Source organism: Haloferax prahovense, assembly GCF_000723845.1.
Taxonomy (GTDB): domain Archaea; phylum Halobacteriota; class Halobacteria; order Halobacteriales; family Haloferacaceae; genus Haloferax; species Haloferax prahovense.
Map to the genome: position 1 here is coordinate 416,740 of NZ_LK053000.1, position 25,177 is coordinate 441,916.

The window sequence follows — 25,177 nt, forward strand, 5'->3', positions numbered from 1 at the left end:
CCTTACACCATCTTTCTGTTTGAGTTCCTGATCTAGAACGGTCCCCTCGCACCCAGATTGGATTGTCCAAAATAACGCCATCCAATCTCCACCGATACTTCTCCTAACTTCAGACATAGGATGTTTGTCATAACTATACAGAGGTGACTAAAATCTATCGGAGAATTCATTTATCGCAAAAGTAGATTTTAAAACTCCCTAAGAGCCCGGATTAGTGTGGTTGGCGAACATCGTGGTTAATCTATGTGAATGTCGGTGTGTTGAAGTTGGTGTCTCGCGAGAGGACAGGTAATCATAGGATATGGATGTGGCGTTTGTCAGTAATGTGATATTTCCGTTCGTGACTGGTGGCGCAGAAAAGCGTATCCACGAAATCGCCACCCGGCTCTCACAGCGAGGCCACGACGTGACCATCTACGGCCGCCACTTCTGGGACGGCCCGAAGGAGACGACTCACGAGGGCGTCACCCTCCGTGCAGTCGCCCCCGAAACAGAACTCTACACCGACGACCGGCGCTCGATCACCGAAGCGCTCGATTTCGCCGCGCGACTCGCCTACCCACTCGCCAAACGACTCCACAACGAAAACCACGACCTCGTCGTCGCCTCTGTCTTTCCGTACTTCCCTGTCCTCTCCTCGAAGCTCGCCGCCCTCGGGACCGACGTGCCCGTCGTCACGACCTGGCACGAAGTGTGGGGCGACTACTGGGACGACTACCTCGGCGTGCTCGCCCCCTTCGGGAAGTTCACCGAACACCTCACCGTTAGAGTTCCCCAACACCCAATCGCCGTCTCTGGTATCACCGCCGACCGCCTCGCCGATATCGGCCGGGACAGAGACACGATCGAAGTCGTCCCGAACGGCATCGACGTCGACCAGATTCGCAACGCGCCACTCCCCGACGACGGCGACTCATTCGACGTGCTGTTCGCCGGGCGACTCATCGCCGACAAGAACGTCTCCATCCTCCTCGATGCCTTCGACCGCGTGGCCGACAACTACGATGACGTGACGCTGGGCGTCGTCGGCGATGGTCCAGAAGCCGACCGTCTCGAACAACAGGCGAGTGAGTTGGACCACGCCGACCGCGTGAGCATGCTGGGATTCCTCGACGAGTACGAGGACGTGTTGGGGCAGATGCGCGCCGCGGATGTCTTCGCCTCACCCAGTACGAGAGAAGGATTCGGCATCACCTACGCCGAAGCGATGGCTGCTGACTGTACGGTTATTGGTGTCCAGCATCCCGAATCAGCGGCGAGTGAAGTCATCGGCGACGCGGGGTATCTCGCCGAACCAACTGTCGATTCAGTCGCAGACTCGTTAGACCGCGCACTCGCGGGTGAACGCCCCCCAACCGAACCCACGAAACGCGCCGAACAGTACGATTGGGATAGCGTCGCCGGCCAGGCTGAAGCGGCGTATCGTCGGGCAGTTAAGGGCAGCTGGTGAGCTGGTAACTGCCGAGGTGAACTTGGGGGCGAACCACAGTCGTGAACACTTATCGGCCACCCTCCAAAGTAACATCCAATGCCCAACTCTCCACGTCGGCGTATTGTTGGTATTCTCGTCTTACTGGGGTGTCTGTTCGGACTCATGGTCTGGTTTGGGTCACTCGCTCCTGCCCCCGAGGCGGGCGCATACCCTGGGGCGGAAGAGTTGGGCACGGACTACGACGCGTGGGTCGGCGACCAGGTGAATCTCACGGGCACCGTCATCGATACCGACCCACTCACAATCAGCGCTGAGTACGGAGCTGGTGAACAGGTCCGTCTTCAGATCAGCAACGCCGCTGTCGATGCACAACAGGGCGACACTCTCTCAGTATACGGCGTCGTCGAACCGGATCGGGAACTCAGTTCGTTGAACGCCTACACCGTCCCGCCGGCCAACTATCTGTACATGTACGCCGTTTCGTTCCTCGCGGGACTGTGGGTACTTGGGAGAATCATTCAGTCATGGCGTCTCGACGAGACGTGGTCGCTCGCACCGCGGGAGACACCACTCCGAATTGGTGACATCGTCTCCCGACTCAAACACACGGAGGACCACGATGCCTGATCTGCTCGCACACGCCCTGCTCGCATATACGATTGCTACGGTCGCCTCGTGGCGCTACGAGTGGATTACCCGTCCATACGTCACCGTTGCGATGGCTGGGGCGTTCATCCCAGACATGACCAAGGTCAGGTTACTCATTCCGAGCGCTCGAGTTGAGCAACTGCTTGCCATCCCATTTGACTGGATTGGTCTTCACACGGCGGGTGCAGCGCTATGTTCGGTCCTCATTGGTGTTCTTCTTGTCCCTGAGTCAGAGCGCCGCCGTGTCTTCACGCTTCTTTCAGTAGGTGCTGCGTCGCACCTCATCGCGGACGCCTTCCTGTTGAAACCGACTGGGTTGTCGTATCCACTCTTCTGGCCGGTTACTCGAATCCATCCGCCGACTCCTGGCTTGTACCTGAGCACGGATTTCGAACCGGCGCTCGTCCTCGGGATAGTTGCACTCGTCGCCTACGGCGTCACCCGATTCAAGATAGATCAAAGGCGTTCGTAATTCACTCTCTCACTAGTTTACCAGGTGTCGCTGTCCGGCAGATGCTCAAGTACACCTAGGCGATGGTGAATCGACTCACTCTCACCGAATCACGAATCGGATGCCCGACACCCCTCGCAACGAGTGACAAAACCGACTGGCAAACCTACGCTGTCAGATGCCCTGACTAGAACGAGATGCCATCGGCGGTCGGTGGTGATATCCGTTAGAGCGGTACAACGCGCGTCCGTAGCTATGTCTACCGACGACACACCCAGATTTGCCTCACCGTAACCACGGTTTTCGTGTGACCGACGAGCGCGGTATCCAACGGCAGCGTGGACGGCAGTAGAGGCCGGATGGTATAACAATCATATGTTCGGTACACCTGCACGCAGTTTCCAACACGCAATGGGAAACTACGAGCCGAACACAGCATAGGGTCTTGTTCAAAGCACACCACCTACAGCGTCGCTTGTGGAACACCGGTGGCCAGAATAACGTGTTGTGTGGAACTTCGGTCCGGTCCAAAAAATGAGTGATAGCTATCTAAAAATGGTAACAGTCAGTTTTGATACTATTACGTCTGTTGACTAAATATACTATTTTTGGGGCGCGCTTCACGGAGAGTCCTTCCGGTTGCTTTCGGTCCCACTTAACGCGTCAAAGACGGCTACAATGCCGATTCGTGTATTCACAGAAGTCGACTGATTGGCTGTTTATCGAGACCCGTCTGAGAAACGTGATTTCAACAGAGCCAATTTAAATACCATATTTATTGAATAATCACGGAGATAGTAACTCTGCGTTACAGTATAGTTTTGAGCTGAGAGTATTTGAGACTCGATCTATCGACGCCGACAGTCGTGAATCTCAATCCGCTCTGGCAGCCCCACCGTGCCACACGCAGGACACGCCACGAGCGTCGTCGGCAACTCCTGACAGGACTCCAACGCGGCGTGCAGATGCGCTTGCACGTCGGGCTCGGTCGTCCGCGTCAGCGCCTGAGTGAGGTGCATCTGCAACTCTTCGTGGGCACTCATGCGCGGCGGGCCTCCTTCCGCTCGGTATCTACTCGGAGCCCGAGGTGTGCAAGCTGACCCATCGAAGCCCAGCCACGCTTCTGGGAGACGAACGCCTTCCACTCGCGGAGCGGCCGGCCATTGAGTGGCTGGTAGTGATCGAGGGTTCGGCCATCAAAGACGACGACGGCGTCGGCAGGACGGAAGTAGTGGTGTGTAAAGCCCTCGGCGTCGATACCAAGGGTGAACGAGCGTGCGAGGGCGGTAGTGAGGTGGTCGGCTAGCGATACGGTACGCTCTTGTGTCGCGGAGTTCGTAGTTGACATTGGCTTACTCGGACTGAGAAGCCACCCGGTCACGTGTTACAGCACGTGGCCTTTCTGCGAAAGGCGAACCCGGTACTTCTCAGTTACAACTCTGTTCTTGGGCCACTTAACACTATGCATTATGCACAGTCAAACTGCATATTTACAACGCCATGGTTTATACCATATCACAGTCTAGTTGCGACTATGAGCGCCTCAAACCTTACTGGGACAGACAAAGCGATTCTCGACGTGCTCAAACGAGGACGCGATGGCAATCGTCCGTGGGGAATTGCGACGAAAGGCTATCTCGTCGATGAGACCGGGTACTCACGAAACAGTGTGTATAATCGCCTCGAAGTACTCGAGGCTCGCGGCTACGTGAAATTGGTCCACGAACCAACTCGGCTCTTCGAATTCGTGAGTGATCCGCGAGAAGAGTGAGCGGAGGTCCTAATTTTGAGACGAGACACACCTCACAACGAGTGAGGGTATAATTCGTTTAGGGAGACACACCTCACAACGAGTGACTAATACACGAACAGGATGATGTGAGCAACTAGCCAGACACACCTCGCAACGAGTGACCAACATTGGTGTTGCATCGCTATTGGAGAATCCTACTCAGACACACCTCACAACGAGTGAATCAGAAAAGAGGAGGCCAGGGGGTTACTCACTCAGCGCTTCAACAACCACTTCCGGATCTCCAAGCAGACGATGTTCAAGATAGCTTCCTTCGCCAGGTCCTCCGCCCGTGTGGTTTGACTCTGTAATTCCAAGGAAGGCTTGTTCTTTAAGCAGTCTGTATACTCGGTCTTCAGAAAGCGGCGAACTTCCCTCCGTTGAAGCAAGCGAACAATAAGCATCGTAGACGTCATGTGTCCGGAATGCGCCCTTCCCAGGGTTCTTGGCGGTGAGCAGTGCCAACGCCCGAAGTATGTGTTGTACATGAGGTGTCGATCCAGTAATCAGGCGTTCAAATCGGTTTACCTCTGCTTTGTGGACGGCCTCATCAACGTGAGCTGCCGTCACAGACTCAAGATTTTGTTTCTCTGCGAGTCGACCTGCCTCGTATAGTGTGTCAACTGCCTTTCTCGCATCCCCGTGTTCTTTTGCTGCGATTGCTGCGACTTTTGGAACCACACCATCAGCCAATACACCGTCACCAAATGCGTCAATACGGTGTTCAAGAATCGCACGAATCTGTGTGGCGTCATACGGGTCGAAAACTAACTCGTTATCTTGGAGACTCGAATCAAGGCGTTCGTTCAGTCGGTCGCGATATTCGATCTTGTTACTGATACAGACTGCTCCGATGTGAGACGCTGCCTTCCCACTCTCACGTGCACGTGTGAGGCTTCGAAGTAATTCATCATCGTCGAGTTTGTCAATCTCATCGAGAATGACAACGAATGCGTCGACATCGTAGTCGTTCAAAACCTCCCACGTAATATCCCGGTAGTCAGACGCAGAGATACCGATTCGTGGGACGTTGCGGTCAACACCCAGCGTATCAACCAACTGTCGAGCCATCTCTCTACTTGCCTTCGTCTCTGACTGATAATCTGAACAGTCGACATACGCATACGCAAGTGTCGTGTCGTGTGACTTGGCTTCGATGCGTGCTTCTCGAGTAACGCACCGTGACACGAGTGACTTACCAGTTCCAGTCTTTCCGTAGATGATTGTTGTCTCTGGTGGGCCACCACGTGTTGCTGGTGCAAGTGCCCCCCCGACAGCAGCAATCTCTTGATCTCGACCAACTACCCGGTCAAGCTCAGGAACGTGGCCAACCCGAAGGAGTTCACGATTTGAGAATATATCTCCGGTCTCAAAAAGCGACGACCGGTCATCAGTATCAACCATGCTTAGTTTCACCAATGTGGCAATGTCTCTTAATACTGCCGAACCTCGGAACGAGTGAGAGCGTTCAAATATCGATATTCAGCCGTCAACAACGATTTCAAGAGTATTTAAGTAATAAATATCGTTCTGAGACACACCACATACCGAGTGAAAGTGCGTCGGATAGATGTAGGCCAAACCCCAGGTGCATCAGCCCCAGATACAGCATAACAGGATATTCTTCAGGTGGTTTGTCACTCGGTGTGAGGTGTGTCTCCCCTCAGTAAGTGGCGGTGCCATCTACCCTCAGTTAGACATTGATAACACTGAATCGCGGGAAGCAAGAACCAAACTGACGAGGTACATCCTTTCCTACCACTACTCACTCGGTGTGCGGTGTGCCCCAAGTACGTTATTCAGGCTGTGATGAGTATCGGTATTGTCCAACCCACGTTGAGGAGTCCCCCCGGCCGTAATAGCCAACTATGAGCCGCGAGTGGACTCGCTCACGATGTCGGTCGAATCGTACGGTCCCACTCGTCCAGACCCACTGACTCGGTTCATGGCCGCCTGCCAGGGCGCTGGTATCGCCTCCATCGCGTGTCCAACGGTTGGGAGCGCGTCGATCCTCGTCGTGAGTGCCGTCACCCACTGGACACCGAGTGAGCTACTGGGTGGGAATGCGCAAGCCCTGTTGTTGCTGTTCGTGTGTGCAATTGCGGTCGGCTTCATCGCGGGGTCGTACTGGCCGGTGGTCGATGGTCTCCCACAGAAACGCGAACACGAACTGTACTGGGTTCGAAAACGCTTCACCATGTGTCTCTTTGGCGGCCTCGGGTGTTACGGCGTGTTCTCGCTCATGTTCGTCGTGACGGTCACAGATCTCCTGCAGAATCTGGTCGGCCTTGGCGCGGCGATTCTCGTGTGTACCTATTTGTATGCGTACTCTAGGGACCGACGCGGGGTGAGGTGAGCAGTCGAAGCACGGGTCAAGATATCACGAGAATCGAACGATCGGGACCCTCAGCTTCTGCCCGTCTGAATCGCTCAATGTAGAGGATATCAATCTTCAATTGAGAGTGTATAACCCCACTCGAATTCCCACGATGCGTCCGTTCTAATCCCCGGCATAAATGATTCGACGAAGCGATGTTTCCCTGCGGGAAGACAACTGGTATCTGTGGACCGAGTACTCACCCACGTGTCCATCGTGGCGTCCAGTATCTCGCGCTCTGGGTAATGTAGGACCGTGTATTCGGACTGGATGCACTCACCAGGGGCAAGTGTCTGCCACCTAAGCACGCCAGGAAGAACGAAGTGAACAAGATTCGTCTGCCAGCACCCCTCGACAGGACGGCCCGGAACAATCTCCTCGTCCGTTCCAAAGACGTGCTTCTGAATCTCACGGTCACTCGGGATGAGAACAAGCCACCCCTCATCTTCGCTCCAGATACTGGAGTACGGTTGGATTGCGCCGAAGCCAACCGTTTGCTCTTCCGAGGAACGATTCTCAAATGAACCTCGAATCCGAGCGGGTGCATCGGGTGAGAAGTCACGTATCTTCTCTACCCCGAGTTGGAATGGTATGTTACTGGGCTGAACGTCTTCAGTAACGGTGATTCGGGGGTAGCGCCCAGAAGCCATAGAACGTAATGATGTCCCAATCAGGTAACAGTATTGAACCACTTTTGTCGAGGACAGTACGCTAAGACGGAGATGGATACAACCAGAGAACTGACCGAAACGTCTCTATGTCACAATCGACTACATCCGGATACATTATGCCGGTCCCTCTCAAACATCACAACGCTGAACTCAGTCTTCGGCCAGGGACCACGAAATCGGATCTCGTGGCGTACCTGTACCAAAATTCTGAGTGGGGATACTCCCCCCAGGAGCTCAAGGAAGCACTTGACATCCCTCGAGGGACCGCTACGACCACACTCAAGCGTCTCTACGACGACGACTACATCGGAAAAACGGATGACGGCTACTACTACGCGCTGCGCGAACGAGACGACATCCGGCGGTACGTCTCCAGTCTCAACCAAGTCGATCGACTGTTCGGTCACCACCGCGATGCGGACGCCACTCCCGAAGAACCCGACAAACAAATCGGAGGCGGTCGCACCGACGAGGAACTCGATGCAGAACTCACAAAGCTCGAAGCCGAAGTAGATGAGTAACGTCGAACTCTGTATCACGATTCCAAGCCGTCCCCGCGAGCAGTTCGATCTTGAGAGAGAACGAAACTTGATGGTCGTACTGACCGATTTCGGACTCATACTGATGAAAACTGAGATACCGTCACTCACGGAGTTCCAGGGGCGTGTAGAAAAACGTGCCAACGAACGCGAATGCTCGATGGAGGAGATTACTCAACTCGTACACGACGCTCGAACTGACGACTGAAGGCCGTCCTCGGTACGAACGTTCTGGAAGACTCGGCACGCAGACCGCCAGCGATTGCGCGTGAACGAGTGCTTCGAATTCGAAGGCGCGCCGAACGGAGTGCTCTGACCACCTCGAAAATCAAACGCAAAACCCCCCAGCCGAACCACGAACCCCTTCGTCAGTCGAGATACGGCTCACAAACCCGCTCGACACCCTCCTCGAACGAAACCTCGGGCTCCCAGCCAGTCGCCTCGTGGATCTTCGAGTAGTCGGCTTTCGTGTCGTGGACGTACACCTCGAAGGGATTCTCGACGTACTCAGGCTCGACATCCGTCCCGAGGACCTCGTTGATCATCTCGACCATCTCGTTGAACGAGTAACTCTCGGCAGTCCCGAGGTTGTAGATGCCTTGGAGTCGCTCCTCAGCCGCGAGTTCGATCCCCCGGACGATATCGTCCACATGGGTGAAGTCACGCGTTTGCGACCCATCACCGAACAGTTCCGGTGATTCGCCATTCGCGATTTTGTCGGTGAACTGCGCGACCGTATTCGCGAACTCGCCTTTGTGTTCTTCCGCACCCCCGAAGCCCTGGTACACCGAGAAGAAACGCATGCCCGCGAGTTGCATGTCGTAGTGGTGGTGGAAGTACTCCGCGTAGCGCTCACGGCCGAGCTTCGACGCTTCGTACCCCGTCCGAGATTCGACGGGCATATCTTCCGGCGAGGGCTCCGTCCGCGAGCCATAAATCGACGACGTGGTCGCGTACACAACCGTGTCGCAGCCGTCTTTCCGGGCCTGTTCGACCGTGTTGACGAAGCCTTCGATGTTGACACGGGCACCCTTCGTCGGGTTCTCTTCGTGCATCTTGTACGACGACAGCGCCGCCAGGTGGAACACCACGTCGACGCCCTCGGTCGGGAGGTCGTCGTCGAGGACCGTCATGTCGTGGAACTCCACGGCATCATCCAGATTCTCAGGCGTTCCGAGATAGAGGTCGTCGATTGCGATGACGTCGTTATCCTCCGCAAGATGATTTGCGAGATTCGAGCCGATGAATCCGGCACCGCCAGTAACGAGGACTCGTTTGCCGTCCATACGTGGTTGCTTTCGCCACGTGACAAGAACCTATCGTCAATCTGGTGTGAGTCAGGCGAGACCGTTTGTGTTCCTCAGGAGTGGTTCGACTGGTTACACACCTCGCACCGAGTGACAGAAGAGCTTGTAAGCAGCAGAGAGCGGTGATTTGTATGCTGTGGTACGTCAGAATCAGGATTCTTGTTCGCGCCTTTGCTTTTCTACACACCACTCGAAGAGTTCCTGTCGTTGGTCATCGTCCGTCTCACCGAATAGACTCCCGAGACGGTAGCCAAGACTATCCCACGTCATCAACCCACGACTGAAGTCGTGGGCTTGTCCGTGGACTCCCGGTCTGCCTCCGACGTGGAGTAGGCGGTGTACTCGCCGTTCCCGTTCAGCGTCCCAGACTTGAGGGCGAGATGACCGTCGCCCAACCCATCGGGACGTTTGCCCGATGGTAAAGTTAGCAACTTGAAACCGATGTTCTTGCTCGCGTTGTAGTCACCGTCAACAGAGTACCCACAGTCGTTACACTCGAACCAACCGTCCGAGTTACGGTTCGTGCTGGACTGATGCCCGCACCGAGAACAGGTTTGACTCGTAAACGCGGGCGGTATATCCTCAACGCGGATACCGTACTCGGCGGCCTTGTACGCGAGCATCTCTTGGAGTTCGCGGAACGCCCAGTTGTGCATCTGACGCTTCACTTGGTCGTCCCAATTACTCATCCGCTCGCGGATGTGGGTCAGGCGTTCGACGGCGATGTACGAACAGTCGTGGGCGTCTGCCTCCTCCACGATGCGTCGAGAAATCGTGTGCAGGCGGTTCAGCACGAAGCGGTTTTCTCGCCCCGACAATTGCCGGAGTGCCTGCTTGGCGGAGCGAGTGCCTTTGTGCTGAAGGCTTCGACGCACGCGGAAGTAGTGGTTCTGTCCCCACAGTAGTTTGCCACCGTCGTAGAACGATCCCGTACTGGTCACGGCGACGTTCTTCAGGTTCAAATCCACGCCCAAGACTTTGTCACCGTCGCGTTCTTCGACTTCTTTCTTGATGACGATGTGGAGGTAGAACGCATCCTCGTCTTCGCGGTAGTGGAGCGTCCCCATCCGCTTTTCGTAGTCGTCATCATCGAGGTAGGACTTCTGGTAGTCTCCGAGTACGTACTCAACGGCGACTCTGCCGTTGATGGTGGAGAGGGTGGCCGACCTGTCTTTGATGGTCAACGTCCGTTTGTCGTAGACGGCTGACAGCTCGTTGAATCGCGGGAGTGGTCGGCTGTTGCCCTTCTTCCAGTCAGCAACGGTACTTTTCATCGCTTCGACGGCTTTCGAGTAGGCCCGCACACAGAGGTTTGCGGGCAGGTCTGTCTCGTCTCGCAAGTCGTGGTACACTTGGTCGTGTATCGTGGACTTGTTGAGGATGAGGTAGCCGTCGTTGTTCCTGCCGTGCTGGACAGTGTAGTTGCAGGCGTGGTTGAACTGGTCGATGGTCTGATGGAGGTCGTCTCGTCGGTCGTCCGGAACCGAGAGTTTGACCGGGATAGTTCGTTTGACCTCCATCTGTGACCTCACATACGAGTGGTGTCTTATATATTCTACGACTGTTGTGGGGGAGTCGGCTTGCTATCGATCGTGGTTTGGTTCGACTCTTGTCGGATTCCTCCCACGGCTAAAGCCGTGGGCTTCTTCCCCGAATCTGTGTGAGGTGTGTCTCTTCCACCCACACACCGGTTTGCACGTGTTTTGCTGAGACAGACACATCTCGTCTGTCGAAACTGATGGCTCAAACGTGAGCAACAATTCCGACGCACCCACATACTCCAGAACGATGACTCCATTTTGACTGAAGAGATATACTCGGTTCACTATCCAAACCGCCTTAATAGCAATATGATTAAGGCACCACAGACTCTGTCTTAGTCAAAATGAGGACGCGAAACCTTCCACCAGACGCACCTGGTCGCTATCTCGAGTCCCATCCGAACCCCTACTACATTCCGGACAAGTTACCGCTGTCGTCGAAAATCGAGATGGACGACGAGCTTGCATCGTCCGTCGCGGATGCGATGTTCCAACTCGGACGGATCGATGGTATCAGTCCCACCGTTGACTTCTCCCCGGTTCTGTACACCTCACTGCTCCGACTCGAGGCAGTCGAAACAGCCGAAATCGAGGGCGCAGATGTCGATGTCGACGAGGTGTACGCGTATCACACGCGCAGTCGGTCCCAAGAGACAGTCGACGTCAGTCGCGACCTCCAAGAGGTACTCAACGCCGAACGAGCACTCAACGAGGGATTCGACGCGATGAGAGATAGCGAATCGATTACGCTCAGTCTGCTGCAGTCGCTCCACGAGACACTCCTCGAAGGCGTTCGGAACGAGGGGGACGTCGTCGGTACATGGCGGGAAAGCGACGTCCACATCCCGTCACCACGTGGCAGCCAGCCGCCGTTTGTTCCACCGCCACACGGCAACGTGCCTGAGCTGATGGACTCGCTCGAAGCCTACATCCAGATGGGAGGCCAGCACCACTCCCTCATCGACCTCGCCATCGCACACTACCAATTCGAGACGATTCACCCCTGTTCTGATGGGAACGGCAGACTCGGACGGATCCTCATCGTCCTCCAACTGCACGACGCGGGGTATCTGTCGGACCCCTATCTCTATCCGAGTGCCTACTTTAACCGGAACAAACAGGCGTACGTCGAGAAGATGCGCGCAGTCAGCGAGGAGGGGAACTGGCGTGACTGGATTCTGTTCTTCCTCGACGGAATCGAAGCCCAGGCGAGAGATTCCTATGAGCGGACGTTCGAACTCATCGAGCTTCGCCGGGACTACGAGACGCGCTATCCGCACTCGAAAACGAGCCACAAACTCGCCCGGAGTCTGTTCGACCTTCCGTACTTCACCGCAAACGAGGTCCAATCGCGCTTCGACGTCAGCCGACAGACGGCGTACAATGCAATCGAGGAACTGGAAGCAGACGGTCTCATCGTCGAAACAACCGGGAAACAGCGCAACCAGGAGTACAAAGCAGTCGACGTCTTCGATATCCTCGAACGCCCGACGGTGTGAGGGCCTCTACACGACTGCAGTCGTGGGCGTTCTCCTCGAATCGTCGTTCCCCTCACTCACCGAGACGAGTTCGCGAGGAACCGCCTGGCTGCTGACCGGAGGTTCGACGAGTCGAGTTCGGCAAACGGTGTGTCGTCTTCTAAGGTGTCGAGGACTGCATCAACAGGCTCGGAGAACGCAAATTGGAGGTAGACCCCACGTTTGAAGCCACCACTCGTGCGATTGCTTTCGAGGACGCCATACGTCCCCGCTTTGTTGAGGTGGCTGTTGACGGTTTCTTGCGTGTAGATATCTCGCGACGAGCGGTTACAGAGCTGCTGATAAATGCTGTAGACTGCTGGACTCGGTGCAACACCGCCATTGACATCGGCGACAATTGCTGCGGCGTACAGAGAAAGCTTCTTTTGGACGGTCATTCCGTCGACGATTTCGAGGACGCGATTCTTCAACACAGAGTCGTTGGCCCGATGGACGTGTTCAGCGGTGACGACCGAATCGCCGTTCTGATTCGCAAGCTCACCTGCGTCTCGAAGTAGGTCGATTGAACGACGCGCGTCCCCCTCGTTCTTCGCACCGTAGGCAGCAACGAGTTCGATCACGCCCTCGTCGAGTGCGTTATCTTTGAACGCGTCACGTCGCCGATTGAGGATTTCGATGAGTTCGTCCGCGTCGTAGTCGGAAAAATGGATCCCGTTCGGGTTGTACGAGCTATCCGTTCGGCTGTCGACGTTTTCGCGGAACTTCGGATGATTCGTGATGACGACCGTCGAGATAAGGGTCTCGACGTGCTGTTCGGCCATGACACGACTCAGGCTGTACAGAAGCTGAGAATACGCCGGCTCCGGATCGGTAGAACGTCCGGTGAGCGTATCGATTTCGTCGAGAATGAACACGAGCGAGTCGAAGTGTTCGTCGACGATTTCGTAGAGGCGCACATATTTCGCATCCGTCGATACACCCTTGCGCGGTATTTCCCACGCGACGCCCGCTTTCGTTGCGGTCTGGTGGCCAAGTTTCCAGACAGCGCGGTCAAGGGTGTGTGACTCCATCGTTTTGAAATTCACCGAGACGAAGTCGAAGTTGATACTGTTCTGCCTCGCTCGGTCTTTGACCTTCTCGGCGACGGCCTTTACTGTCAGGCTCTTTCCGGTTCCACTCGGGCCATACAGGAGTAGGTCCGGTGGACGCTCTCCATCGAGTGTATCACGGAATGCACGCGCCTCGGCTGCTAACTGCTCATCGCGACCGTAGATGCGGTCGTGGTCGACGATGGTATTCGGGTCGACCAACTGCTTGTTCCGGAAGACCGTCGTGCTCTCGCCGTCAAGAATATCGTCGACAATCGACGTCTCGGAGTCTTGACCGTGGTCCCCATCACCCCCGCCCCCGGTCGTATCATCGTCGTCCGTTTTCATTCGTTACTAGATATCTAGACTAGGGTGTAATAACCCTTTTCGAAATGAATGGGGTGTGTTCGAAATGAAGACACCGGTGTCGAAATGAATTCTGAGGAATCTGGGTACTGGTGGGTTAGAACGCCACCCCCACACCGTGTTCGAGATGAAATGTACAGCGGGTCTGCGCTGACACAGCTGATATCGGCATGGTGAGGACTCAAACAGCGATTACTGAGCGACAGCACACCACAATCGAAATGAAATGGGCTGGCAGTAGGTGAATCAGTTGAAACAGGCGTTGAACCCCCCTATTCCGGGGGTTGGACGGAAAATTCATTTCGATTACGGTGTGTGAGGGTGCCAACAATTGGTCTCGGATTGAGGAGATTTCATTTCGATCACGGTGTGGGTCCCCCTCACTGTGTCACCTTCTCATGGATGACCATTGACCCCGCGACGTGCTGAAGAACACTTGCAAAACGGTGTGTGGGTCGCATATAAAGAAACAGAACACTCGGAACACATTGGAGGGTGATCTTTTTTTATGCACCGTCAGGGGCTACAGTCACGGGCGTTCTTGCGTGACATCCTCCCCGCCGTAAACGGCGGGGCTTCCCCTACGAGGGGAATCCGGTTTGGCAGGTTTCAGTCCGAGTACACCGAGAGCGTCATCTGTCCGGTTCTCGGACTCGTCTCTTGGTGGACTGTGGCGCTGTCACAGGCGCTCCCATCCTGTGGCGAGTCATCGCGTCCGGGTTCCCAACGGACGCTCTCTCCCCACGGGTTAGCGCGACCAGCGATGTTCGCCGCCGCGTTAATATCTGCTTGGAACTCCGATACGTGGCAGTCGTCGTGCGGACACACAAACTCCGCTTGCTGACCCCGCCGACCGAGACAACCGCAAGCGTGGCACGTCTGCGAGGTGTACGCCGCGTTGACGTACTCAACGCGAATCCCTGCCTCGGTCGCTTTGTCTTCGAGTCGGCCCTGTAACCGGGCGAACGCCCATGCGTGAAGGCGGCGGTTCATGTACTTCCCGTAGTCCAACCGCTCGCGGATGTGCGATAGGTCTTCGAGAACGATAACGGGGTTCTCGAACTGTTGGGCATACTCGACGGCCTGCCGAGACGCTTTCTCGACAATATCCGTCAGAGCGTTTTGGTAGTGGTCGAACCGTTCGTCCACGCGCCACTCAGCGGCGTCTCTCGACTGTAGCCGCCGGAGTGTGGTGAACATCTCTTTGCGAAGGTGTCGCGCCCGACTGCCGCTGACGAGCATTGGCTTCCGTGGTACGTCGCGTTTGAGGGCACAGCCCGTTATCAACGCGCTCTCGCCTACGTCGAAGCCGATATACGTCGGGTTGTCCGGGTCGGTCGATTCTTCGACCGGGTATTCGACAGTGACGTGCAACTCCCACGACGTGCGGTGTCGCTGTAGCCGCAACTCGCCCGCCCTCGCGTCTTCAGAGAGCAGGTCGAACCACAGGGATTCCTGCTCGGGGTTAATTCGAAGCGGAATCCAAAAGTTCGTCCCGCGTCCGGGTTGCGGGACCTGCCACACGAAGCCGTGTTCGCGCTCGTCTGAGTAGTCGAACTTCGCGGCCCGATTGACGAGTCGAAGCGGATGCTCGTCGTCCAACTCATCGGCGTTGTACGTCGAACGGAGTTTCGGGACGTAGGATTTAAGCGCGTCTTTGGCTTGGTACGGAAGTTCGTAGGGCGTTACAACGTCGTTGACGGCAGACATTGTATCCGCCCTGTTGTCGAAGGCGTCGTGGAGTGCTTCGCGGTAGGTGTCCAAGAGCCGCTGTAGGCGTTGCTCTTTGCCCGCCGTGGGTGTGGCGAGAGTGGCCAGTAGCGTCTTCGTCACCGTCTCAGACACACCCGTAGATAGAACGTAGATATAATTAAGTGTAACGGGGCGCAAGAATGAGATATGCCACACATCAATTTCGAGGTAGACGAGGAACAGTACGAGTCGCTGAAAGAGACGAAGAAACGCCACGGTCTAACGTGGAAAGGGATGCTACTCCACGCACAGCGGGAGTTGGATTCCGGCCCGACCACCGAGTAGCGGGTGGTCAACACCGTGTCGCATTCCCTCCCGGCCTAAAGGCCGGGATTCCCTGCTTGAATTAAGATGGCCAGCGATGTGGTCCTCGTTGGTCCGAGTTGTGTGCTGTCGTTTTGCGACTGCGGGCGTCACAACGCCGTCGCTCGCCTGTTTGTCACTCGGTACGAGGGGTGTGGGTTACCACGCTTGAATACGGTATCCTCGTGACCACAACCGAGGCACCGAGTTCACGACCGACTAGATCGTCACCTCACACCCTGTTCGAAATGAAATCTCTCGAGACGAGTCGACCACTTAAGGCCGGCTCAGACGCCGATCAAACCGAGATTCAAGCGGTGAATTCAAATCGAACACGGTGTGCGAAGAGACCGACCGTCGTGGGATTCCGCCTTCGTGATTGACTCGGAAAGTTAGAGGTGGAACTATTATTGTCTGACTTCTAACTTCGGAGCATATATTCGGTCTCTCGGGTAGGGTTGCTGTTCTCGAGCTTAACGCAACGAAAACCGGCCGACACAGCCAACACAAACAGGTACCTGAAACCCACGACGAATCGGAAATTAAGACATATATCTATCACCCATATACTCCCTCCAACGATGCAATTCTGTGACGAGTGTGGATCGCTAATGCACACGGCAGGCGACACGTGGGTGTGTCGCTCCTGTGAGCACGAGGAGCCACGGGACGCCCAAGCGGAAGCGGCGATGGCGATTCAAGATGGACAACAAAACAACGGCGCACCCGCCGTGGCCGACGCGACCCAAGACTCCTCCGAGACGATGCAGGAGCCCTGTCCGGCGGACGACTGCGACAGCGACCGGGCGCACTACGAGATGATGCCGAAGCCCGGCGGCTCCTACGAAGTGCGACTGTTCACGTGCGTCGAGTGTGGCCACAAGTGGCGCGAGTCTTGAGACAGTGGGTCTGCGTATTCATCACCCAAACTCATTTTAATGCCGTTTGTGAGTCTGAGCTATGGAGCGAAAACAAATCTCATCCGGGACTGAGTGGGAGTCCAAAGTCGGATACTCTCGGGCCGTTCAGACCGGCTCTCAAGTACACGTTTCTGGGACAACAGCGACTAACGGTGATGGTCAAATCGTCGGTAAAGGCGACGCATACGAACAGACGAAACAAGCACTCCAGAACATCGAAGACGCCCTTCGAGAGACTGATGCATCACTTGAGGATGTGGTCAGAACTCGAATGTTCGTCACTGATATCGATGAGTGGGAGGCGATCGGTGAAGCCCATGGTGAAGTGTTTCGTGACGTACGCCCAGCCACCAGCATGGTCGAGGTGAATCGCCTCATCGATTCGGAGTTACTTGTTGAGATTGAGGCGGTTGCGATTATCCCAAAGTAAGTCCCGACCCCATCGTTTCCGGAGAAAACTCACGCAGATGCAAGGCGAACCCCACAGCTTCAGGCGTGGGTCGATGGCTAGACCACCAGTCCCAGAACCCACCGACTGAAAAGCACCGACTCCGACGACAACCCGGCAGCCAGACTAGCCCCGAGCGCGAGATTGTCCAGCACCAAGCCGAGTGCGACGCCGAACCCGACCCCAATCGCAATCCACGTGCTCATCGTCGCTGGATCAATGCCCCCGTTCGTCCTGTCGCTAACCGCAGCAGCGCTGCGTTCGTTCCAATACGATGTAGACGGAACCAGGCTAATACAGAATCGAGGAGAATACCTGACCCTTTAGGGTCAGGATGAATCCGACAACTCCTACACAATCCACCGTCGATAGCAAGGCTGGATATTCCACGCTAACCGACATTATTAAGAAAACGGCGTTCATAACCAGTTATGAAGCCAGAAAATGAGTCGAACCATCCGAACCTTCGAGGCCACTATACCGAACCAGCAACAGGTTCGTGATGACCTCGACCAACTCGGATGGGCCGCCTCAAAACTCTGGAACGTCGGTCGCTACTACACACAAGAACAGTGGGACGAAACGGGCGAGATTCCCGATGACGGAGAACTCAAAGCCGAACTCAAAAGCCACGAACGCTACACGGACTTGCATTCTCAATCCAGTCAGCGCGTTCTCGAAGAACTCGCTGAAGCGTTCAACGGCTGGTTCGGGAAGCGTCGGAACGGCGGCGACCGTGCCCGACCGCCCGGCTACCGCAAAAACGGAGACTCCCACCCGCGTTCAACCGTGTCGTTCAAAGCGGCTGGCTTCAAGCACGACGCACAGTTCACCCGCGTTCGCCTCTCGAAAGGCCGTAACCTGAAAGAACATCGTTCAGACTTCATTTTGTGCGAGTACCAGACTCGCCCGGATGTTGACCTGACCGAGTGGGACATTCAACAGGTTCGTGCTGTCTACAAGCGCGACGAGTGGCGGTTACAATTCGTTTGTCGAACCACTATCGACCCGGAGCCGCCGGGTGAGGAGGTGGCTGGTGTTGACCTCGGGATTTGCAACTTCGCCGCCGTATCGTTCGGCGGGAAATCCGTGTTGTATCCCGGTGGCGCACTCAAAGAGGACGAATACTACTTCACGAAGAAGAAAGCCAAGTGCGACGATTCCTCGTCCCGTGAGGCGACTCGTCTTGATTGGAAGCGAACTGGTCGCCGGACACACTTCTTACACGCCCTCTCGAAAGCAATCGTAGAGGAATGCGTCGAACGAAGTGTTGGGTCGCTTGTTGTTGGTAACCTCGGCGGTATTCGAGAGAACGACGAGACGGGCGGGTCTCGGAATTGGGGAGACCACGGCAATCTCGACTTACATGGGTGGGCGTTCGACCGCTTCACGACGCTACTCGACTACAAAGCGGAAGCCGAAGGCATCAACGTGGAGTTGGTGTCGGAACGCGATACGTCGAAGTCGTGTTCAGCGTGCGGCCACACCGATGACAACCAACGTGTCGAACGTGGGTTGTATGTGTGCGAGGAGTGTGATACGGTTGCGAACGCGGACGTGAACGGTGCGGAGAATATTCGACAAAAGGTACTCCCGAGTCTCGCCACGGATGGCGGTGATAGGGATAACGGCTGGTTGGCACAGCCAGCGGTTCACCTGTTCGACCGTAGTGAGGGCGTTTTCGCCCCACGAGAACAGGTTGTTAACCGCGAACCGTAATATCCCAACTCAGCGGTGCGGTGCCGTGGGATTCCCGCGTCTTCAGGCGTGGGAAGAAGTCAAGTGTTAGCACACCACTAGTACTGGTAGCAGGAAATTCGCTAGTGACACGTACTGAGAGATCCTCTTCCCTGTCCGATGAGGAAGCACGAAGCCAACTCTATGCGCTCTTGCACCGCAGTATTCCCAGCAAGAAGGCTATCGATGAGGTAATCGAGATTGGAGCGAACTACCTCGATGTCAGCCATGGTCACATCACCGAAATCGATGAAGACGAGAATCGGTGGGAAGTGATTGGTTCATCGGCATTTTCGAGGTGGAGCCTCCGGCCTCAAGGAGCGAACGGAGTGAGCGAGTAGGCCGGAGAGGAAACCGGTATGGTGCGACACAACCGGCATACTGCGACGACCTGACTCCCAAGCATTTAAGAACCATCAGCAACACATCTGAAACATGGAGGTCCGGCGGACCGCACCCGTCAAACTCGTCGTTCCCGACGAGCGACGCGAGGATCTCCACGAATCCGCCCGGCAGTTCCTTCACTGTGCCAACCGTGCTGCTGAGTTCTGTTGGTCCGACCGCTCCTACACCGAGTGCGTCACGGTCAACACGACTACACGGGACGCGCTCTACGACGAACTCCGTGTGGAAACTAATCTCACCGCAAACCTCGTTCAGGAAGCCATCCGACGCGGCGTTGAAGCCGTCAAAGGATGTGTCGAACGGTGGAAAAACGGGAAGCGAGTGAGTCAACCGGAGTTCACATCGTGGAGTATGCTCTACGACAAGCGGAGCGCTACGTTCTACCGGAACAAAGTCTCGCTATCGACTGTCAACGGCCGTGTTGAGTGTGAGTTTGAACTTCCCTCGGATAGCCCCACACCGTACGAACAGTACGTGCTGTCAGAGGAGTTTGAGTTCCGAGCGAGCACGCTTCAGTACGACGCAGTAGACGACGAGTTCTACTTCCATATCACCACCCGAAAGTACGACTCCGAAAGAGACGGCGAGCCGTCTGAGGTTTCGGCAGATACTGAGCACCAAACAGTCCTCGGTATCGACCTCGGCGTCAGCAGTCTTGCCGTCTCCTCGACGGGACGCTTCTGGCAGGGAGACGACTACGACCACTGGTGCCGCGAGTTCGAGAAACGACGAGGTGAGATGCAACAACGCGGCACGCAAGCCGCACACAACGCCTTGTTGCGCCTCGGAAAGCGAGAGGAAGCATGGCGGAAACAGTACATACACACCGTCGCTAATGAGATAATTACGGAGGCCGTCGAACACGATTGCGACGTGATCGTGTTCGAAGAGTTGACCGACATTCGAGAGCGGCTTCCACAGGCAAAGTGGCACCACATCTGGGCGTTCCGACGTCTGTACGAGTACGTCTCGTACAAGGCCCCGGAACGCGGTGTTTCGGTGGAGCAGGTCGGGCCGAACCACACGTCCCAACGCTGTTCTCGGACGGACTGTGGGTTCACGCACGAGGACAACCGCCACGGAGAGTATTTTGAATGCCTGAAGTGCGGGTACGAAGTGAACGCCGACTACAATGCAGCGAAGAACATCGGCGTGAGGTACGTTCGGAAGGAGACGCACAAACTCCGTTCCTCGCCCAAGTCGGGGAGCGGAGACGCACCAGTAGACGTGCGTTTGAATGGTGGGATGTTGAACGGTGAGAGTCACCAGCCTCTTGCTGGCGACTGATCGCCGGGAGTCCACATCAAAGCCCTACCCTCAAGGACCGAGGCGCGGAGCGCCGAGGGAGTAGGGTGGGGTAGTTTACTTGCCGAGAAAGCTCGAGAATTGGAAAAGTTGACGCGATCCGTCCCAGTCGCGCGGCCGACAGATATCGTCCCGAAAGTGGAGGACGCGGTACGCGATGTCCGTGAGAGACACCACCCAGTGGACATCTCACTTAGTGTACCCGACCGAGCGATGGCGTTCGCAGACCCACAACTGGAAGATGCGGTCTCAGAGCTGCTCACGAACGCGGCCAAACACGCTGGAGAAGATCCGACGATCGCTGTGGAGATCAATCGCGGGACAGATCGAACGACGATAGAGATCAGTGACGATGGTCCGGGACTGCCGTCAGGTGAACGCCGAGTACTGACTGGGGCTACTGAGACCGCGCTTGACCATGGAAGTGGTATCGGACTCGTCCTTGTGTATTGGATACTCACCAATCTCGATGGTGAGATCGAGGTACCACCGACCTCGTCCGGAACGACCGTCGAACTCCAGCTTCAGCAGGCGGCGTCGATCGCTCCCGAGTGAGCCGCGTTACCGCTCCGTCGCGCGTTCGAGTTTGATAGTGAATATCGCACCTTTTGGGTCGTTGGCAGACACGGATATCTCTCCCTCATAGATGTCGACGAGTGTGTCCACCAGAAACAGCCCAAGCCCCGTTCCATCATCCTACGAGGAGGGAATCTCGGCCTTCAGGCCGGGAGGGAATCTGACAACTGCTGAACTAACCACGTTCTGCCACTCAGACGGAATTCCGATCGTTATTTTTAACTTACGTAAAAACGTACGCTTACGCGGATGAGAGCCGACTTCGATATGGAGCGAGGCGGCCCACTTCACGAGGCCCTGAAGGAGTACGCCCGCGACCACGGGATACGCCACTCACGAGCGTACCCCGAACTCCTCCGCAAAGCACTCGAATCCGAAGGCTACGATGTCAACGACTCAGACGGCGAATAAGACGCTGGAAGCCACGCTCGCCCCGCCCACTCGGTGCAAAGAGCAACGCCTCCAGCAAACGCTGTCTGAATACCGGGACGCGCTCAACGACGCCTTCGAGCAAGACTGTACGACGATGAGTGCCACGAACGACGTGGTAACGCCGTACAACCTGCCGTACCAAGCGAAAGACGCCCTCAAGTCCTACGTCCCGAAACTCCACAACACGTACAACGCCAACGAGCTGGACGACGAACACCCGCTCCGATACGTGAATCGAGCCGGGAAGTTCGACCGTGACCCCTCGCGTGAGTACGAAATCTGTTGGAACGTTCCGCAACCCGGTCGCGGAACCAACTTCTGGATACCACTTCGACTGAACCCAGACCAACAAGAATTGTGGGACGATCTGCTCGATGACGAGTCGAGTACCAAAGTGGGCGAACTTCGCTTGCAGAAACACCGGAAGACGTGGACACTCCACGTTACCGTCGAATACGAAATCAAGAACACTTCAGGACTCCCCGAGAACCCGACTCGGGTGGGGTTCGATATTGGCGAGTCGATGTTGGTCGCGGGCTGTGCCCTCCAACACGACACTCCCACCAAACCTCTGTTACTCAACGGGAAGGAAGCCAAACGAATCCGCAAGGAGATGTTCACGACGCTCAAGCGCCTGCAAGAGCGAGACGCTTCTGAATGGCGTATCGAGGAACGCTTCTCGTACTACCAGAACCGCCTCACAGACATCATCGAGAAAGCCTCTCGGGAGTCTGTGGAGTACGCTCGTCAGTTCGACAATCCTGTCATCGTGATGGAGGACTTGACGTACATTCGTGAGTCACTGGACTACGGGAAATATATGAATCGACGCCTGCACTCGTGGGCCTTCGCTCGGTTGCAAGGACGAATTGAGGACAAGGCGAAGGACGCCGAGATTCCAGTCCGATACGTCCACCCGCAGTACACTTCACAGACGTGTCACTCGTGCAAGCACATCGGGTATCGACCCCGACAAGCTGAGTTCACGTGCAAGAATCCCGAGTGCCACGTTTCGACGTTTCAAGCGGATATTAACGCGAGTGCGAACATCGCACGACGCGTCAACCCGTGGGGAGAGAGCCTGCCGTGGAAACAGGTAGGCGATGACTCGTCACAGGACGGGAGCCGTTGTGACACGGCCACGACTCGGTGTGAGCAGAGCGAGACACCCTCGCAGATGACACTCACAACGGTTCGAGAGTCGAAACCCACTGCCAGCGTTGACGACGACTAACTGGCATTCCCACCGTGTGGGAAGCCCCGGCGTTTACGCCGGGGAGGATGTCACCCAAGCGGCGTCGATACTGTTCGAGGTTCTGTATGTACTGATCTGGCTCGGGCTCGCCCGAGTGCTCTTCGCTCGACCGGCGGCCCTCAGTCATTGTTGGGTAATTGTTGACTAGCTCAATATATGTTCGGCCGATCCAGTAGCGGCCGAAACCGGTCTTCGAGCGCGGCGACGTCGTTTACCGAGACCAGCGTTCGTGGCAGCGCACTGGAAACACCGGAGACAACCAGCTCGACCAACTGAAGGTCTCACAGCCCTACAACTGCCACACCACGCAACAACCACCCAGACCCTGTGGTGTCCCACAACTTTACATATACAAAACGTATCAACAACCGGTGAGGTCGGGGCAGCCGGTTCACAGCGAGTACGAACGCGTACGGTGCCGCGACGAAGGGAGTTGTCGAACACGGGACCAACAGACACGACGCCAAACCGATAATGGGACATAAACTCACACAAACTGCGAGTATACTCCTGCTGTGCGGGCTCATGGCCACCGCACCGATTGCAGGCGCAACGACAGTTACCAACGAAGAACAGCCCACGAGACAACCAACCCTCGAACCGACAGAGACAACATTCGCAATACAGAGCGGAAACGGAACCGAAGTAAACCCGTACGTCATCACCAACGCCTCTGAACTGACCGCAGTTCGCGACGACCTCGATGCCCACTACGTGCTTGGGTCGGATATCGACGCGACCGAGACGGCGACGTGGAACAACGGCTCCGGATTCGAACCCATCGGGACGTTCGCGACGCCGTTCACGGGCACCATTGATGGGGCGAATCACACGATCGAGGGGCTGACGATCGACCGGCCGTCGACGAGTGGTGTCGCGTTCGTCGGCTACGCCTCGGAGAGTTCGATCACGAATCTCCGACTGACCGACGCCACCATCACTGGCGACTTCACGACGGCCGCCCTCGTCGGGTCGGCAACAGACACTGTCGTCCGCGAGGTGACTGTCAGCGGGTCGGTGTCGGGTAGCGGGACCGTCGCCGGCGTGGTAGCGTCCACCGACGGCGGGACGGTCGAAGACGTGCATGCAACTGTCACAGTAGAGAGCCCCGGGAGCGCAGGCGGACTCGTTGGTGAAAACGAGGGAACCGTCAGCGATGTGGTCGTCTCAGGGCGTATCACCGGTGGCACGTACGTCGGTGGCATCGCCGCACAGAATCCCGGGACGATCGAACGCGCGGCGGTGAACGCGACCGTCGTCGGGACGACCGACGACACCAGCGTCGCGACTGGCGGGCTCGTGGGGTACAACTCGGGGAATATCACGGCGACGCACGCCCACGGGCGCGTGTCCGGCACGAACTACGTCGGCGGGCTCGTCGGGTCGAGTAACTACGAAAGCGGGGTTGTTGCGAACTCGTACGCGACAGCGAACGTGACCGGCGAGGAAACCGTCGGCGGACTCGTCGGCGGCCTCTACTACGGCAGTTCGGTCACGGGGTCGTATTGGAACGAACAGACGTCCGGGCAAGCGACCGCTGCGGCGGCGGGTAACGGAAGCGTCGGGCTCTCGACCGCCGAGATGACGGGCGAGGCGGCGACGACGAACCTGACTGCGCTGGACTTCGACGAAACGTGGCAGGTCGCTTCGGGTGCGTATCCGGACCTCGTCGGGGTGCGTGGCGACGAGTATCCCGTGAGCACGGAGACTGACGAGCCCACGCCGCTCGGTCTCAACGCGACGACCGAACTGGTTGACGGTGACCTCGTCCTCACGGTCACGGCGAACGAGTCGCTCGACTCGCTCGAAGCCGTCCTCGCGAGTTCCTCGACCGTCTACCAGGAGACGATTACGCTCGATGCGTTCTCGAAGACACAAAACGGGTCGACGCACGCCTATACGACGCGGTATATCGACACGGCCGCTGGCGAGTACACACTGGATGTGTCGGCGAGTGACGACACGGGGACCCAGGCAACGCTCGACCGCAGCCTCACGGTCGGCGACGAGTCGACTGCGCCGACAGTCGACCCGGTCGGAGATTTCGAATCGCCTCCGACCGACCCCGATGGTGACGGCGTGTACGAAGACGTCAACGGCGACGGCACTGTGACCGTCACCGACGTCCAGGCGCTTTTCACCCATCGAGACAGCGAGGCGGTCACCGAGCAAAGCGAGCGCTTCGATGTCACCGGAAACGGGGTGTTCAACATCGTCGACGTCCAGCGATTGTTCTATACGACGACCTGAGATCGCTCGCGGCGCTCCGCCGTGAGCGTTCGTCGTCTTGGTGTCTGGATGAGTCCGACTGCTGTGGCTGGGTCACCACGCTCTCTCCGTCCCAACGAGAAGCA

At 56.6% G+C, this 25,177-nt stretch carries 25 protein-coding genes and 1 pseudogene; 17 read left to right on the forward strand and 9 right to left on the reverse strand.

What is annotated here, in order from left to right; genetic code table 11:
- The first annotated feature begins 301 nt into the window (after positions 1–301).
- The 3 genes from BN984_RS01925 to BN984_RS01935 all read left to right on the forward strand — a co-directional run bounded on the left by BN984_RS01925 (position 302) and on the right by BN984_RS01935 (position 2,552).
- Positions 302–1,450, forward strand: a complete 1,149-nt coding sequence (locus BN984_RS01925) for a glycosyltransferase family 4 protein (RefSeq protein ID WP_049967522.1) — start codon at positions 302–304, stop codon at positions 1,448–1,450.
- 78 nt (positions 1,451–1,528) lie between these two features.
- Complete coding sequence (locus BN984_RS01930; protein WP_244877439.1) at positions 1,529–2,059, forward strand: hypothetical protein; 531 nt, start codon at positions 1,529–1,531, stop codon at positions 2,057–2,059.
- The gene (locus BN984_RS01935; RefSeq protein WP_049967524.1) at positions 2,052–2,552 is read left to right on the forward strand and encodes a metal-dependent hydrolase; all 501 of its coding nucleotides are present in this window, start codon (positions 2,052–2,054) and stop codon (positions 2,550–2,552) included. The genes BN984_RS01930 and BN984_RS01935 overlap by 8 nt, the downstream gene beginning before the upstream one ends.
- Before the next feature lie 827 nt (positions 2,553–3,379).
- Here BN984_RS01935 and BN984_RS01940 read toward each other — a convergent pair.
- Complete coding sequence (locus tag BN984_RS01940; protein ID WP_049967525.1) at positions 3,380–3,574, reverse strand: hypothetical protein; 195 nt, start codon at positions 3,572–3,574, stop codon at positions 3,380–3,382.
- Positions 3,571–3,879 carry a hypothetical protein gene (locus tag BN984_RS01945; RefSeq protein ID WP_049967526.1) on the reverse strand — a complete coding sequence of 103 codons (309 nt, stop codon included), beginning with the start codon at positions 3,877–3,879 and terminating at the stop codon, positions 3,571–3,573. Before BN984_RS01945 ends, BN984_RS01940 begins: the two co-directional genes overlap by 4 nt.
- A 186-nt stretch (positions 3,880–4,065) precedes the next feature.
- On the opposite strand from BN984_RS01945, the gene BN984_RS18930 reads away from it, so the two are divergent.
- Positions 4,066–4,302 (forward strand): MarR family transcriptional regulator, encoded by a 237-nt coding sequence (locus BN984_RS18930; protein ID WP_081909162.1) that lies wholly within the window; start codon positions 4,066–4,068, stop codon positions 4,300–4,302.
- Between the two features lie 228 nt (positions 4,303–4,530).
- Here BN984_RS18930 and BN984_RS18935 read toward each other — a convergent pair whose 3' ends face one another.
- The gene (locus BN984_RS18935; protein ID WP_081909163.1) at positions 4,531–5,727 is read right to left on the reverse strand and encodes a Cdc6/Cdc18 family protein; all 1,197 of its coding nucleotides are present in this window, start codon (positions 5,725–5,727) and stop codon (positions 4,531–4,533) included.
- A 541-nt stretch (positions 5,728–6,268) separates the two neighbouring features.
- Here BN984_RS18935 and BN984_RS01955 point away from each other — a divergent pair.
- Positions 6,269–6,679 carry a hypothetical protein gene (locus BN984_RS01955; RefSeq protein WP_049968568.1) on the forward strand — a complete coding sequence of 137 codons (411 nt, stop codon included), beginning with the start codon at positions 6,269–6,271 and terminating at the stop codon, positions 6,677–6,679.
- A gap of 89 nt (positions 6,680–6,768) precedes the next feature.
- Here BN984_RS01955 and BN984_RS18940 read toward each other — a convergent pair whose 3' ends face one another.
- Positions 6,769–7,350 (reverse strand): hypothetical protein, encoded by a 582-nt coding sequence (locus BN984_RS18940; RefSeq protein ID WP_081909164.1) that lies wholly within the window; start codon positions 7,348–7,350, stop codon positions 6,769–6,771.
- Positions 7,351–7,556: 206 nt separating this feature from the next.
- Here BN984_RS18940 and BN984_RS01960 point away from each other — a divergent pair, with 206 nt between their 5' ends.
- Positions 7,557–7,892 carry a helix-turn-helix domain-containing protein gene (locus tag BN984_RS01960; protein WP_244877440.1) on the forward strand — a complete coding sequence of 112 codons (336 nt, stop codon included), beginning with the start codon at positions 7,557–7,559 and terminating at the stop codon, positions 7,890–7,892.
- Positions 7,885–8,118 carry a transcriptional regulator gene (locus BN984_RS18945; protein ID WP_081909166.1) on the forward strand — a complete coding sequence of 78 codons (234 nt, stop codon included), beginning with the start codon at positions 7,885–7,887 and terminating at the stop codon, positions 8,116–8,118. Before BN984_RS01960 ends, BN984_RS18945 begins: the two co-directional genes overlap by 8 nt.
- A gap of 160 nt (positions 8,119–8,278) precedes the next feature.
- Here the strand turns inward: BN984_RS18945 and BN984_RS01965 are convergent, their stop codons facing one another.
- Together BN984_RS01965 and BN984_RS01970 are read right to left on the reverse strand one after the other, a co-directional pair.
- The gene (locus BN984_RS01965; RefSeq protein ID WP_049967529.1) at positions 8,279–9,196 is read right to left on the reverse strand and encodes an NAD-dependent epimerase/dehydratase family protein; all 918 of its coding nucleotides are present in this window, start codon (positions 9,194–9,196) and stop codon (positions 8,279–8,281) included.
- 290 nt (positions 9,197–9,486) lie between these two features.
- Entirely contained in the window at positions 9,487–10,737 is a 1,251-nt protein-coding gene (locus BN984_RS01970; RefSeq protein WP_049967530.1) for an RNA-guided endonuclease InsQ/TnpB family protein, read from the reverse strand.
- A 365-nt stretch (positions 10,738–11,102) separates the two neighbouring features.
- Between BN984_RS01970 and BN984_RS01975 the strand changes: the two genes are divergently transcribed.
- Positions 11,103–12,257: a Fic family protein gene (locus BN984_RS01975; protein WP_049967531.1), complete on the forward strand. Its 1,155-nt coding sequence runs from the start codon at positions 11,103–11,105 to the stop codon at positions 12,255–12,257.
- A gap of 56 nt (positions 12,258–12,313) precedes the next feature.
- Here the strand turns inward: BN984_RS01975 and BN984_RS01980 are convergent, their stop codons facing one another.
- A complete protein-coding gene (locus tag BN984_RS01980; RefSeq protein ID WP_008096046.1) occupies positions 12,314–13,672 on the reverse strand; it encodes a Cdc6/Cdc18 family protein in 1,359 nt (452 codons plus the stop codon).
- A gap of 627 nt (positions 13,673–14,299) precedes the next feature.
- A complete protein-coding gene (locus tag BN984_RS01985) occupies positions 14,300–15,535 on the reverse strand; it encodes an RNA-guided endonuclease TnpB family protein (RefSeq protein WP_049967532.1) in 1,236 nt (411 codons plus the stop codon).
- A gap of 54 nt (positions 15,536–15,589) precedes the next feature.
- Between BN984_RS01985 and BN984_RS19610 the strand changes: the two genes are divergently transcribed.
- The 6 genes from BN984_RS19610 (at position 15,590) to BN984_RS02010 (ending at position 21,115) form a co-directional block, all read left to right on the forward strand.
- A complete protein-coding gene (locus BN984_RS19610) occupies positions 15,590–15,727 on the forward strand; it encodes a hypothetical protein (RefSeq protein ID WP_008096044.1) in 138 nt (45 codons plus the stop codon).
- Between the two features lie 599 nt (positions 15,728–16,326).
- Positions 16,327–16,644 (forward strand): RPA12/RPB9/RPC11 RNA polymerase family protein, encoded by a 318-nt coding sequence (locus BN984_RS01990; RefSeq protein WP_049967533.1) that lies wholly within the window; start codon positions 16,327–16,329, stop codon positions 16,642–16,644.
- A 61-nt stretch (positions 16,645–16,705) separates the two neighbouring features.
- On the forward strand, positions 16,706–17,095 hold the full coding sequence (locus BN984_RS01995) for a RidA family protein (RefSeq protein WP_049967534.1): 390 nt from the start codon (positions 16,706–16,708) through the stop codon (positions 17,093–17,095).
- Positions 17,096–17,557: 462 nt separating this feature from the next.
- Entirely contained in the window at positions 17,558–18,832 is a 1,275-nt protein-coding gene (locus BN984_RS02000; protein WP_049967535.1) for an RNA-guided endonuclease InsQ/TnpB family protein, read from the forward strand.
- Between the two features lie 453 nt (positions 18,833–19,285).
- Complete coding sequence (locus BN984_RS02005; protein WP_049967536.1) at positions 19,286–20,542, forward strand: RNA-guided endonuclease InsQ/TnpB family protein; 1,257 nt, start codon at positions 19,286–19,288, stop codon at positions 20,540–20,542.
- 231 nt (positions 20,543–20,773) lie between these two features.
- The gene (locus BN984_RS02010; RefSeq protein WP_049967537.1) at positions 20,774–21,115 is read left to right on the forward strand and encodes a sensor histidine kinase; all 342 of its coding nucleotides are present in this window, start codon (positions 20,774–20,776) and stop codon (positions 21,113–21,115) included.
- 6 nt (positions 21,116–21,121) lie between these two features.
- Here the strand turns inward: BN984_RS02010 and BN984_RS20115 are convergent.
- Positions 21,122–21,238, reverse strand: a pseudogene (locus BN984_RS20115) (ATP-binding protein); the annotation flags it as partial.
- A 147-nt stretch (positions 21,239–21,385) separates the two neighbouring features.
- Here BN984_RS20115 and BN984_RS19615 point away from each other — a divergent pair.
- From BN984_RS19615 to BN984_RS02020, 3 genes are all read left to right on the forward strand, one after another.
- Positions 21,386–21,547 carry a hypothetical protein gene (locus tag BN984_RS19615; protein WP_181950678.1) on the forward strand — a complete coding sequence of 54 codons (162 nt, stop codon included), beginning with the start codon at positions 21,386–21,388 and terminating at the stop codon, positions 21,545–21,547.
- On the forward strand, positions 21,522–22,802 hold the full coding sequence (locus BN984_RS02015; protein WP_049967538.1) for an RNA-guided endonuclease TnpB family protein: 1,281 nt from the start codon (positions 21,522–21,524) through the stop codon (positions 22,800–22,802). Before BN984_RS19615 ends, BN984_RS02015 begins: the two co-directional genes overlap by 26 nt.
- Positions 22,803–23,348: 546 nt before the next feature.
- The gene (locus tag BN984_RS02020) at positions 23,349–25,073 is read left to right on the forward strand and encodes a dockerin type I domain-containing protein (protein WP_244877441.1); all 1,725 of its coding nucleotides are present in this window, start codon (positions 23,349–23,351) and stop codon (positions 25,071–25,073) included.
- Positions 25,074–25,177: the final 104 nt, after the last annotated feature.